The organism is Dactylosporangium sp. NPDC049742 (assembly GCF_040674675.1).
Classification (GTDB): Bacteria; Actinomycetota; Actinomycetes; order Mycobacteriales; family Micromonosporaceae; genus Dactylosporangium; species Dactylosporangium maewongense.
This window is the reverse complement of record NZ_JBFANF010000007.1, coordinates 68,174-80,264: the sequence shown is the minus strand read 5'-3', so window position 1 is coordinate 80,264 and position 12,091 is coordinate 68,174. Positions and strand designations below refer to the sequence as shown.

At 71.6% G+C, this 12,091-nt stretch carries 12 protein-coding genes; 6 read left to right on the top strand and 6 right to left on the bottom strand.

The features are described 5' to 3' along the window. Window positions 1–440 precede the first annotated feature (440 nt). A complete protein-coding gene (locus tag AB0J72_RS11905; RefSeq protein WP_363397763.1) occupies window positions 441–695 on the bottom strand; it encodes a hypothetical protein in 255 nt (84 codons plus the stop codon). 356 nt (window positions 696–1,051) lie between these two features. Between AB0J72_RS11905 and AB0J72_RS11900 the strand changes: the two genes are divergently transcribed. Both AB0J72_RS11900 and AB0J72_RS11895 read left to right on the top strand, forming a co-directional pair. Then, window positions 1,052–2,395: an extracellular solute-binding protein gene (locus AB0J72_RS11900; RefSeq protein ID WP_363397761.1), complete on the top strand. Its 1,344-nt coding sequence runs from the start codon at window positions 1,052–1,054 to the stop codon at window positions 2,393–2,395. Window positions 2,396–2,473: 78 nt separating this feature from the next. Then, the gene (locus tag AB0J72_RS11895) at window positions 2,474–3,277 is read left to right on the top strand and encodes an SAM-dependent methyltransferase (protein ID WP_363397759.1); all 804 of its coding nucleotides are present in this window, start codon (window positions 2,474–2,476) and stop codon (window positions 3,275–3,277) included. Window positions 3,278–3,692: 415 nt separating this feature from the next. Here the strand turns inward: AB0J72_RS11895 and AB0J72_RS11890 are convergent, their stop codons facing one another. Beyond that, window positions 3,693–3,839 carry a hypothetical protein gene (locus AB0J72_RS11890; RefSeq protein ID WP_360562865.1) on the bottom strand — a complete coding sequence of 49 codons (147 nt, stop codon included), beginning with the start codon at window positions 3,837–3,839 and terminating at the stop codon, window positions 3,693–3,695. Window positions 3,840–3,935: 96 nt separating this feature from the next. Beyond that, window positions 3,936–4,949 (bottom strand): GNAT family N-acetyltransferase, encoded by a 1,014-nt coding sequence (locus AB0J72_RS11885; protein WP_363397757.1) that lies wholly within the window; start codon window positions 4,947–4,949, stop codon window positions 3,936–3,938. A 282-nt stretch (window positions 4,950–5,231) separates the two neighbouring features. Here AB0J72_RS11885 and AB0J72_RS11880 point away from each other — a divergent pair, with 282 nt between their 5' ends. From AB0J72_RS11880 to AB0J72_RS11870, 3 genes are all read left to right on the top strand, one after another. Then, complete coding sequence (locus tag AB0J72_RS11880; protein WP_363397755.1) at window positions 5,232–6,509, top strand: extracellular solute-binding protein; 1,278 nt, start codon at window positions 5,232–5,234, stop codon at window positions 6,507–6,509. A gap of 78 nt (window positions 6,510–6,587) precedes the next feature. Further along, window positions 6,588–7,472: a sugar ABC transporter permease gene (locus AB0J72_RS11875; protein ID WP_363398072.1), complete on the top strand. Its 885-nt coding sequence runs from the start codon at window positions 6,588–6,590 to the stop codon at window positions 7,470–7,472. Window positions 7,473–7,615: 143 nt separating this feature from the next. Continuing rightward, entirely contained in the window at window positions 7,616–8,371 is a 756-nt protein-coding gene (locus AB0J72_RS11870; RefSeq protein WP_344500728.1) for a carbohydrate ABC transporter permease, read from the top strand. Here AB0J72_RS11870 and AB0J72_RS11865 read toward each other — a convergent pair whose 3' ends face one another. The 3 genes from AB0J72_RS11865 to AB0J72_RS11855 all read right to left on the bottom strand — a co-directional run bounded on the left by AB0J72_RS11865 (window position 8,372) and on the right by AB0J72_RS11855 (window position 11,025). Beyond that, a complete protein-coding gene (locus AB0J72_RS11865; RefSeq protein WP_363397753.1) occupies window positions 8,372–9,934 on the bottom strand; it encodes a caspase family protein in 1,563 nt (520 codons plus the stop codon). Continuing rightward, complete coding sequence (locus AB0J72_RS11860) at window positions 9,934–10,311, bottom strand: hypothetical protein (RefSeq protein WP_363397751.1); 378 nt, start codon at window positions 10,309–10,311, stop codon at window positions 9,934–9,936. Before AB0J72_RS11860 ends, AB0J72_RS11865 begins: the two co-directional genes overlap by 1 nt. Window positions 10,312–10,383: 72 nt before the next feature. Further along, window positions 10,384–11,025 carry a hypothetical protein gene (locus AB0J72_RS11855; RefSeq protein ID WP_363397749.1) on the bottom strand — a complete coding sequence of 214 codons (642 nt, stop codon included), beginning with the start codon at window positions 11,023–11,025 and terminating at the stop codon, window positions 10,384–10,386. A gap of 137 nt (window positions 11,026–11,162) precedes the next feature. On the opposite strand from AB0J72_RS11855, the gene AB0J72_RS11850 reads away from it, so the two are divergent. Next, window positions 11,163–12,035, top strand: coding sequence for an AraC family transcriptional regulator (locus AB0J72_RS11850; RefSeq protein ID WP_363397747.1), 873 nt, complete (start codon window positions 11,163–11,165; stop codon window positions 12,033–12,035). Window positions 12,036–12,091 lie beyond the last annotated feature (56 nt).

Here is a 12,091-nt window from a genome sequence, read left to right as displayed (position 1 = left end):
AAGACCAGCGGGGGAGCGACGTCGCCGGCCGGTCCGTCACCCGGGAAGGGGACGGCGACGACGACGTACGCCGAGTCGTAACGGTGTCTGTCTGCGGTGGATGGACGCTTGCGGGCACGCGGGGTCGACATCACGGTTCCTCACGAAGTGGTTCGGGGGCGAACGCATCCCGCGTCGCGCGGGGGTCGCTGGAAGGAAGCGGGCGTGAGTCAGGCGGGACAGCTGGCCGACCACACTCGACCGAAGTCGATGTGGTCGCGGGTCCACAGTGGCGTGCTGGCCATGGAAACAGTGCAGCAGCGTCGATGCGCGGATGTCAACGACCCGTCGGGCTCGTCACGGAGACGGCCGCGGGCGTGGACTAATTACTAGTTAGCAGATAGGATTAAAGGGAAACCCCGGATGGGGTGCGGCGGCCACCGCACCCCACCGTGGGAGCGTCACTCGAACAGGTCGTAGACCGAGGCCGGGGCGGGGACCGCGCCGGCCGGCTCGGTGACCGGCTGGACCGAGCCGAACCCGGCGAACGTCAGCCGCATCGACAGCTCAGGGTCGATCGCGTCGCCGTCCACGGCGAACTCGGTCAGCCGGCCCTTGGCGTCGACGGTCGCCGTGAACGGGACCGCCTTGGCCTTCGCGCCTGCCTTGCGCACCGCGTCGTCCGGAGGGGCGAGGATGGTGTCGGCGGCCGTCACGTCGACGGTGCCCTTGTAGTGGGTGGCATCGGTCCGCTCGACCTCACCGAGACCGTTCTTGGCGTCCCGGCCTGCGTCTCGATCGTGCAGCCGGTCAGGCCACCCGCGGTCAGGGCGAGCACGAACAGCACAGTTATGTGTCTCATCTGGCAAGGGCCTCCGTATCGGGGTGCACCCCCAGGCTCGGAGGCGCAGCCGCACGGACGGTATCGGCCCGCCGCCACGGCCCCGACCGGCCGGAAGCCGTGGTGACGCAGGTCAGCGCAGTCGGCCTCGTTTCCGTGACACGACTTGTGTCGACTATCCGCCCCCGGCTGCGTGCTCAAGTGGCGGGCCGGGCGGCCGATGAACGGGGCGTGCTCAGGGTTCTGGCCGTTGCCGCCGTCACCGTGCTCGCGATGTCCGGGTGCGCCGGAGGCGGTGAGGGCGCGAAGGAGACCGTCGGGTACGCCGCGGACCAGCCGCCCGTCACGATCGACTTCTGGTACATGCCGTCGGGCGGCCCGCTGCAGGAGAAGGCCGTCGCCGAGGAGGCCAAGGAGTTCCACGCCGCGCACCCCAACATCACCGTCAACCCCGTGCGGGTCGTCTGGGAGGACGCGCTCACCCGGCTGAGCACCGCGTCGGCCAGCGGCGAAGGACCCGACGTCACCCAGCTCGGCACCACCTGGGTCGGCGGCTTCAGCCAGCTGGGGGCGCTGCGCCCCTACACGGCGGCCGAGATCGACGCGGTCGGCGGGCAGACGGCCTTCACCGCCGCCAGCTGGAGTTCCAGCCATCTCATCGGGTCCCCGGACACGACGGCGATGCCGTGGCTGGTCGACGTGCGGGCGCTGTTCTACCGTACCGACGTGCTCAAGGCCGCCGGTCTGGACGCGGCCACGGCGTTCGCCACGTGGGAGTCGCTGGAGGCGGCCCTGCAGCGGATCCAGGCCACCGGCGGCGGGGTCGCGCCGCTGGCGATCGGCAACGAGAACACCTTCGGCATCATCCACAACGTGGCACCGTTCGTGTGGAGCGCGGGCGGGGACCTGCTGGACTCGGCCGGCACCGCGTCGCGCCTGTCCGAGCCGGCGGCGGTCGACGCCGTGCACTACTACCAGCGGCTGGTCGCGCGGTTCAACGACCCGCAGGTGGCGCGGATGGTCTCCAACGACGTGCCGGCCGCGTTCGCCGCCGGCCGCGGCGCCGTCGCCATCGACAACTCCCAGTCCGTCGGGGACTTCCTGGCCGATCCGGACCGCCCCGGCCTGCGGGCCGGCTGGGCGACCGCGCCGCTGCCCGCGGGCAAGGCCGGGCGGTTCGGCTTCCTCGGCGGCTCCGACCTGGCGATCCTCAAGGACGCGAAGCACCCCGGAGCCGCCTTCGAATGGGTGCGGTTCCTCACCGGGAAGCAGAGTCAGCAGCGGTACGCCGTGAGCACCGGCCTCTGGCCCGCCCGCTCGGAAGCGGTCGCGGGGACGAGGCTGGAGACGGAGCCCGCGTACGCCGCGTTCCGCGAGATGATCGGCCACGGCAGGATGTACCCGTCGGTCGCCGCGTGGATCGTGGTGGAGAGCGTGATCGCCAAGGACTTCGCCGAGCTGTGGCACGCGCCGGGGGAGCTGACCCGCGACCAGGTCCGCTCGATCCTGGCCAAGACCAGCGCCGACATCGACGAGACCCTGGCCGATCCGGGCCGGACCGGCATCGGGGAGTAGCCCGGGCGGTGGTTGGTGTTGTTGTGACGAACCACTAAGTTCGATCACGACACAGCACGCCGCCTGGAAAGGACGCCGGTGGACAGCAGCGAGCAGAGCCGGATCGACACCACTGTGCCGCACCCCGCGCGGCGGTACAGTTACTGGCTCGGCGGCAAGGACCACTTCGCAGCTGACCGCGAGTCCGGTGACGCGATCGCCGCCGCCTTCCCGGCCGTCGTCGCCCTGGCCAGGGCCAACCGGGTGTTCCTGCGCCGCGTCGTGCACTTCCTGGCCGAGGCCGGCGTCCGGCAGTTCCTCGACCTCGGCACCGGCCTGCCCGCGCCCGACAACACGCACGAGGTCGCGCAGCGGGTCGCCCCCGAGTCGCGGGTGGTCTACGTCGACAACGACCCGATCGTGATGGTGCACGCCCGGGCGCTGCTGCAGGGCGACCCGCGCGGCGCGACCGCCTACCTCGAGGCCGACGTCCGCGACCCCGACTCGATCCTGGAGCACCCGAGCCTCCTCGAGACGCTCGACCTGACCCGCCCGGTCGGCGTCCTGCTGATCACCACCCTGCACTTCGTGCACGACGACGAGCAGGTCGCCGCCATCGTCAAGCGCCTGGTCGACGCGGTGCCGTCCGGCAGCTACCTGGTGATCACCCACGGCACGATGGACTTCAGCACCCCGCAGGGCATCACCGCGTATGAGCAGATGTTCGCCGCCGGCCGCACCGACGTCCGCGCCCGGCCGCGGGCCACCCTCGAGCGCTACTTCGCGGGCCTGGAGATCGTCGAGCCCGGCATCGTCCCGGTCGGCGACTGGCGCCCCGACACCGATCAGCGCCCGGTCAGCGAAGACCTGCAGATCTACGCGGTGGTCGCCCGGAAGCCGTAAAGTTGCAGGGTTCGGTGCCGATCGGTTGGAAGCACAGCCGTCGCACCGACCGAAGGGGTCACGTTGGGCCTGCTGCGAGCACGTGGTCGAGGCCAGGAGCCCGACTCAGCGGTCCCCGGAGACGTGGAGGCGCTGGAGCGGCTGGTCGCTGCCCTGGAGCGGGCGACGGACGAGGCGTCGACCTGGCGGATCGCGGTCGAGTCGCTGGTCGGCTCCTACGGGTTGCTGTACGGCGCGGTCTGGCTGCCGGAGTCGTCGGGCCCGGCCGGTGGGTTGCGGCTCGGGTTCGAGACGAGCGTGATCCGGTCCGCGCTGGACACGGTGCGCAGCGCGTTATGGCGCAGCTGCTCGAACGCGGCTGAGGTCCCTCGCGCGACGAAGGCCCGGCCGGATCGGCCGGGCCTTCGTCAGTGCGTCACTTCTGCGAGCCGGACTTCGGGGCCTTCTGCGACAGCGCGCTGCCGGCGGCCTGCTTGTCCGCGTTGGTCGCGTCGGGGTCGCGCAGGACCTCGCTCGCCGCGGAGGCCGCCTTCTCGCTGGTCTGCTTGGTGTTCTCAGCCATGAATACCGCTCCTCGCATTCGTTGCCGATCGGCGCCGCGCGGGGAGGCGCGACACACCACTTAGGAGAGTGGTTGCCCGCTTCGGCGCCGGTTCAATCAGCCCGCGTGGATCTCGGCCGACTCTCCGGCGTCGCACCCGCAGGTTCTGACCATGCGGTGGTGGCCCCGGCCGCGTTGGTAGCCGAGCCGGTCGTTGACGGCGAGCATCGCGCGGTTGGCGGCCTCGACCTCGGTGCGCATGCTCCGGATTCCGGACCGGGCCGCCTGCCCGGCGGCGTGGAGCTTCAGCGCTCGGGCGATGCCGTGGCCGCGCCAGGCACGGGCGACGGCGGTGTAGTCGTTGTGGGCGGTGTACGGGTCGTCAGTGGTGCGCAGGTGGCACACGCCGACGACCCGGTCGTCGTGCAGGGCGAGGAACAGCCAGTCGGGGCGGCACCCGTCGCCGTCGAGGACCTCCCGCCGCCAGTCGTCGAAGGCGGGGACGCTGTCGATGTGGCCGGGGTTGTCCGGCAGCGTGTCGAGGTACAGCTGGTAGAGCTCGGCCGCCCGGCCCGGCGCGGGCTCATCGGCGATGCTGGTCAGCCGGACCGGGCCGCGCGCCGTGGCGTGGGTGTCGCCGGCGGACGCGGCGTCGGCCGGGATCGGCGCGGTCGCCTCGCACACGTGTGCCCGCGACCGGTAGCCGCACGCGGCCAGCAGCCGCAGTCCGGCCTCGTCGTGGTCGGCCACCTCGCACATGATCTGCTCCGCGCCGATCCGGGACGCCCAGCTGTGCAGGCCCTCCAGCAGCGCCCGGTGCGCCGCTCCGGCGTGCTGCCGCGGGTCGACGGACACGGCGCTGGCGACCACGCCGGCCGGTGTCCACGGCGCGCGCCAGGCCACGGCGTACCCGACGAGGCCGCCGTCGCCCGGGCAGACGTACCGGACGCGGTCATGCCCTACTAGGCGGCCATCGTCGTCGGTGGACAGTGCGCCGTGCGGCGGCATCGCGGCGTCCTGCCCGGCGAGGTCCGCCGCGGTGACCGTGTCGCCGCAGCGGGTCAGCAGGTCCGCGACCGCGTCGTAGTCGGCCGGCGCGCGCATCGCACGGATGGTCAAGTCGGACGGCACCGGCGAAGGCTAAGCCGCCGCCGACCCGGCGTCAGCCGAATTTCGGGGTCCGTCGCGATGATCGACCGCGTCCGGCTATGAGAAGCCGAGGTAGCGAGTTTCGTCAAGTCTCGTCAAAAGTCTGGGCCATGTGCCGTCACATCACAGTTTGATTGCCGTGAGTTGACAGAACAGCCTGTGCGGGACGAAGGTTCGGGCAGGTCTTTCAATCATGCTCAAACATGTTCGACCACACACCGACATCTCTCAACACCCCCGTGTAATCCCCGCACAGGAGGACACATGCGCGTCAAGACGCGTGCGCTCGTCGCCGCCGCCGGCCTCGCCCTCGCCCTCGTGGTGAGCGGCTGCGGCGCCGACGACGGCGACGGCAGCAGCAACGGCAGTGGTGGCAACAAGAAGGTCGAGGTCTTCACCTGGTGGGCCGACGGCGGTGAGAAGGCGGGCCTGGACGGCCTCGTCGCGCAGTTCAAGACCGACTGCTCGCAGTACGAGTTCGTCAACGGCGCGGTCGCCGGCGGTGCCGGCTCCAACGCCAAGCAGGTCCTCGCGTCCCGCCTGCAGCAGAGCGACCCGCCGGACACGTTCCAGGCGCACGCCGGCGCCGAGCTGTCCGACTACATCAAGGCCGGCCAGATCGAGGACCTCAGCGCCCAGTACAAGGAGTGGGGCCTGACCACGGCGTTCCCGAAGGGTCTCGTCGACAGCCTCACCGTCGGCGGCAAGATCTACTCCGTGCCGGCGAACATCCACCGCGCGAACGTGCTGTGGGCCAACAAGACCGTCCTCGCCAACGCGGGCATCACCGCGCCGGCGAAGTCGCTGCCCGAGTTCTTCACGCAGCTGGACACGTTGAAGGCCAAGGGCATCGCGGCGCCGCTCGCGCTGGGCAAGGACTGGACGCAGCAGATGCTGTTCGAGGCCGTGCTCATCTCCGACCTCGGCGCCGACAAGTTCAACGGCCTGTGGAACGGCAAGACCGACTGGGCCGGCGCGGACGTGACGACCGCGATCAACGACTACAAGAAGCTGCTCACCTACAGCAACAAGGACCGCGACACGTTCGACTGGACCGACGCGGAGAAGCTGCTCATGGAGGGCAAGGCCGCGTTCCAGCTCATGGGTGACTGGGAGGCCGCCGACCTCGACGCCAAGAACTTCAAGGACTACAGCTACTCGGTGTTCCCGGGCAACGGCGACGCCTACCAGTGGCTGGCCGACTCGTTCGTGCTGCCGAAGAACGCCAAGAACGCCGAAGGCACCAAGTGCTGGCTGAAGACCCTCGGCTCCGCGGCCGGGCAGAAGGCGTTCAACGTGAAGAAGGGCTCCATCCCGGCCCGCACCGACTCCGTCGCGACCGACTACCCGGCCTACCAGCAGGCCGCGATCGCCGACTGGGCCAAGGGCACCCCGGTCCCGTCCTGCCCGCACGGCTCGGCCTGCTCGCAGGGCTGGCAGGGTGCGGTCGGCTCGGCGCAGGGCAAGTTCTCCAGCGACGGTGACGTCGCTTCGCTGCAGAAGGCGCTCGTCGCCGCCGCCAAGCAGTTCGCCGGCAAGTAGGTGTCTTCGCGCCGGGGCTTTCCAAAGCCCCGGCGCGTCGGTGATTGGAGAACGTTGACCACCAAGAACACGGCCCGGATGCGCCGGTGGGCGCCGGGCCTGCTGCTGCTGTCCCCCTCGCTCGTCGTGCTCGGCGTCTTCGTGTACGGCCTCATCGGCTGGACCACGAAGCTGTCGCTGACCGACGAGCACGACGCGTTGGGCAGCAAGGGTTTCGTCGGGCTGCAGAACTTCGTCGACCTCTTCACCGAGGACATCAACGACCGGTTCGTGCACTCGCTGAAGAACCTGCTCGTCTTCACCGTCGTCTTCATGCTCGGCGCGCTGCTGATGGGCCTGCTGTGGGCGTTCCTCCTGGAGCGCGGCGTACGCGCCGAGGGGTTCTTCCGGGCGGTGTACCTGTTCCCGATGGCCGTGTCGTTCGTCGCGTCCGGCGTCGTGTGGCGGTGGCTGATGAACTCCGGCACGGGTGACGCCGCCGGCGGCCTGAACCGCATCTTCGCCGACCTGCACCTGGGCTTCCTGCAGAACCCGTGGTGGACCGACCCCGACTGGGGCATGGCCGCGATGGCCCTGCCCGCGATCTGGCAGCTGTCCGGCTACGTGATGGCCCTGTTCCTGTCCGGGTTCCGCGGCATCCCCGCCGAGCTGCGCGAGGCCGCCGCGATGGACGGCGCCTCCGGCTACCAGCTCTACCGGCACGTCATCTTCCCGCAGCTCACCCCGACCGCACTGTCGGCGCTGATCATCCTCGGGCACATGTCGATGAAGATGTTCGACCTGATCATGTCGGTGTCGGGCGCCCAGTGGATCACCGAGGTCCCCGCCGTGTACGTGTGGCAGACGCTGCTCACCAGCGACTACGCCAAGGCCGCCGCGATCTCGGTCATCCTGCTGCTGCTCGTCGCGGTCGTCATCATCCCGTACCTGGTCTACAACAACCGCGTGGAGCGACGCTCATGACCGCCACCATCCCACGCGACGCCGCCGACGCCGCCACCGCGCCGTCCCCTGCCCGCAAGCCGAGCGGCGGGATCAACCGCCGCTCGCCGCTGGGGCGGCTCATCACGTACGCGCTGCTGCTGCTCTTCCTCGTCATCGTGCTGATGCCGGCGTACGTGCTGATCGTGACCAGCCTGAAGTCGGGCCGCGAGATCGGCGTCAACGGCCAGTGGAACCTCCCGCACGAGTGGACGTTCGCGTCGTGGGAGAAGGCGTGGACGTCGCTGCGGCCGTCGTTCATCCGCACGTTCGAGCTCGCCGTCCCCGTCGCGGTCATCTCCTCGATCCTGGGCGCCGCCAACGGTTTCGTGCTGTCCCGCTGGCGCTTTCCCGGCGCCGACGTGGTGTTCACGCTGATCCTGTTCGGCATGTTCATCCCGTACCAGGCCGTCATGATCCCGCTGCGCTCGATCGTCCACGACATCGGCCTGCCGCCCGGCATCCCGACCCTGGTCTTCGTCCACTGCGTCTACGGCATCCCCATCTGCACGCTCATCTTCCGCAACTACTACGCCACCACCGTGCCCGTCGAGCTGATCGAGGCGAGCCGCGTCGACGGCGCCGGCATGCTCCGCACGTTCGGGTCGGTGATCCTGCCGCTGTCCGCGCCCGGCTTCGTCGTCACGGTGATCTGGCAGTTCACGTCGGCCTGGAACGACTACCTGTTCGCCATCTTCATGTCCAACACCCGCAACGGCCCGATCACCATCGCGCTCAACGCCCTCGCCGGCGCCCAGTCCCCGGACTACGCCGCCTCGATGGCCGGCGCGCTGATCGCGTCGCTGCCCACCCTGCTCGTCTACATCGTGCTCGGCCGCTGGTTCATCGGCGGTCTCATGGCAGGCTCCGTCAAGAGCTGACTACGTGCCCCGCGGCGGGCTCGGCGCATCCGGGCCGAGCACCGTCGCGGGCTCCTTCGCGCAGCGCCGCGCGTCCACCAGGTCCAGCGCCGCCTCGCCCGCCACCGCCGCCGCGGCGTCCTCCAGCCCGCGGACGCCCAGGGCCCCGGCGACGACGGGCAGGCCGGCATCGACCCGCACCGCCCAGGCCAGGACGGCCGCGTCGCCGGTGTGCGACCACAGCGCGGCGAGCAGGTCCGAGCAGTTCGGTGCGGCGACCGCGGCGCGACGCAGCAGCGTGCCGTCGGCCGAGCCGGCCAGCCGGGTCGCCGCCCAGTGCAGCAGGACGGCGCCGCGGTGCTGCCCGGCGGAGAACGGCTCGACGTACCGCGCGGCCCGGGCGAAACTGTCCGCCGCGCCGTCCCAGCGTCCGGCGCCGGCCTGGCAGACGCCGAGCCCCCACCAGGCGGCGGCGTCCAGCGGCTCCTCCCGCCCGGCGGCGGCCAGGTCGCTGTGCGCCTCGCTCCACCACTGGTGCCGGATCGCGGTCCAGCCCCGGTCCCTGCGGGCGGTCTGCCCGGCGCTGGAGGCGACGAACGGTTCGCGCCCGGCGGTGACCTGCGGCAGGACGGTCAGCGCCGCCGGGTCCAGCGCCACGATCCTGGCGTACAGCGCGCCGGACCCGCCGAACGCGGCCACCGTGCCGGGCGCCTCGTCGGTGGCCGGGTCCGGCTGCCGGCCGCACGCGTCCGCGATGTCGCGGGTCGTGAGGTGCAGCTCCTCAATGGTCCGCTCGAGCCGGCGCAGGAGCTCCGGCCATCGCCGGCCTGACGGCGCCGGCGGTCGGGCCGGGACCACCGCCGGGCGGCCCGCGGCGGCGGCGACGATCACCTTGCCGGTGACGCCGGCGGCCATGTACGTGGGGCGCTGCGCAGCCTCCCGCCGCGTTTCGCGGTCGACGAAGGCGTACAGGTCGGCGGTGGAGATCAGGCCGTCGCCGTCCTGGTCGGCCTCGGGTGTGCGCAGCCCCCGTATGACGGCGGCGGTGAAGTGGGAGCTGCCCGCGCCCTCGAAGGCGAACGCCGTGGACTCCGAGGCGGTCAGCACCACGTAGCCGCGGCCGAGCTCGGCCGCCAGTTGCGGGTCGAAGCCCGACTTGCTCGCGAGCCCGGTGGCGAACATGCCGCTGTAGCACGTGTCGAGCAGCAGCACCTTGGACCCGGCGAACGAGTCCTCGAGCTGCTCGTTGAGGAACGACGCGGCGACGCTGGTGCCGGCGAGGAGCGTGGGCCGGGTGTTCGTGGTGGCGAAGTACAGGCAGCCGCGCGGGCTGACGAGACCGTGCCCGGAGATGAAGATGAGCACGGTGTCGCCCGGCCGGCGGTCCGAGGTGACGACGCTGACGGCCTCGGCCAGCTCGCCGGAGGTCGGGTTGGCCAGCACGACGACGTCGTCGAAGAAGCCGCACCGCGGATCCCGCAGCAGCCGGGCGAGCGCGTCGGCTTCCTTGACCGGGGTGGCCAGCGCGGTGAGCGCGGGATCGTCGTAGACGTCGGTGCCGACGAGCAGCGCGTGCCGGGTCATCAGCCGGCGGCCCCGCGGTCCGCCAGCGCGGCGACGACCTTGGCGAGCGCCTCCTGCTGCGCCGGGCCGAGGTCGCCGTCGATCTCCAGCTCGACGTCGCCGGCGGTCAGCCTGATCCGTTTCGCTGCGTGCCGGTTGATGAACGCGACCGCGATCTGGCTGATCGCGGTGACGGTCGCGGCGGAGAACACCCCGGCGACCGCGAGCTGCCCGATCGTCTGCGCGGCACCGGACTTCGCCCCCTCCGGCGCCGGCCCGGTGACCGGCACGGCGTCGACCCCCGCACGCCACAGCTCGGCGCCGAACAGCCGGGTAGCCTCGTCCTGCGCCCCCGCGTCGTCGGGGAACAGGCTCACAACGGTCAGCTTCACATCCATGCGGACCATTGTGCTTGCAGAACCCCGCCCCGCGGAGTCACGACACCGGCAACGACGCTCAGGCCGGCGCCGTCAACCGCTGACGGCCCGGCGGGACTGCTTCGCCTCGACGGCGACGAGCTCGTGCAGCCACTCGCCGTCCGGGCGCCCGTGCCGCTCGGTGTGTTCGCGGCGGATCTCGGCGACGCGCCCGCCCGCCGGGAGCCTAGTCGCGTCGAACGCCACGACCGTCGCCGGCCCGGAGCGCAGCCACGCGGACGGGTCGAGCCCGAACTCCGCCATCGCGGCGAACACGCCGTCGCCGCTGCTGTCGACGAGCGGGAACTCCTCCTCGCACGGCAGCGGCGCACCGATCGCCATGCCGAGGGTCAGCCCCGCGAACGACATGAACGCGTGCCGGACGAGGTCACCGTCGCGCGCCACCGTCAGCCAGTACGTGCCGGACACCGTCTCCGCGCCGGCGCCGACGACGGTGCCCAGCGCCTGTGACATCTCGATGATCATGTCGGCCGCGTCGGACAGCATCATGGACGCGTCGACCAGGAACGCCCGGCCGTCGCCGCCGCCGAGCAGCAGGCCGAACTCGCCGGCGTCCGCGTCGGCCGTCCGGTCGACCACGGCGCCCGTCGCGAACTCACCCGCGTGCCGGGACAGCTCCTCCAGCAGCGCGGCGGGTTCGGCGGTGGCGACGAGGTATCCACAGTGCAGGCTCATGGGGTCGCACCTTAGCCGCCGCCGCGGCGTCGTTGTGCCCCGCGGCGGGGCTCGGTGGCGGATGATCGGATCGGTCCGCAGGTGTCGGGCGAGACCGGCCTGCCGACGGCGAGGCTGGACGTCGAAGGGAGGCCACCGTGATCGCAGCGCTCAACCGGCTCGTAGACCACGTCGAGGGGCAGCTGACCGGCGAGCTCGACGTCGCCGGGCTCGCCGTGGTGGCCGGGACGACGGAGTACCACCTGCGGCGGATGTTCTCGTCGCTGGCGGGGATGCCGCTGTCGGAGTACGTGCGGCGGCGCCGGATGACGGTCGCCGCGGCCGACGTCGTGCAGGGCGGCGACGACCTGCTCAGCATCGCCGTCCGGTACGGGTACACCTCGACCGAGGCGTTCGGGCGGGCGTTCCGGGCGGTGCACGGCGCCGCGCCCGGCGACGTCCGGCGGGACGGTGGCCCCCTTCGCACTCAACCGCAGGTCAGGTTCCGCCTGACCGTCGAAGGGAGCAACCCCATGCACACCCGCATCGTCGAGCGGCCCGCGTTCCGGCTCATCGGGCACGCGGCCCGCGTGCCGCTGATCCACCACGGCGTCAACCCGCACATCCAGGCCCACATCGCCGCCCTGCCGCAGACCGAGCACGTCCGCCTGAAGGCGCTGAGCGACACCGAACCCGGTGGCCTGCTGCAGGTCACCGACGACGTCGACCCCGACGCCGCCGAGGGCGCCGAGCTGACCTACCTGCACGGCGTCGCCGTCGCGGAGGGCTCGGCAGTACCGGAGGACCTCGACGCCATCGAGGTCGCGGCCGGCCGGTGGGCCGTGTTCCGCACCAGCGGCCCGTTCCCGCAGACGCTGCAGTCGACCTGGGCGGCGACCGCCACCGAGTGGTTCCCCTCCAACCCGTGGCGCCTGCGGCCGGGCCCTTCCATCGTCTCGATCCTCGACCGCGCCGCCGACTTCACCACCGCGACCTGCGAGCTCTGGCTCCCGGTCGAACCGGCTTCGTGACCAGCTGACCAGCCAGCCCCGCGACGTTGCTCGGGCCGAGCACCGTCGCGGGGCAC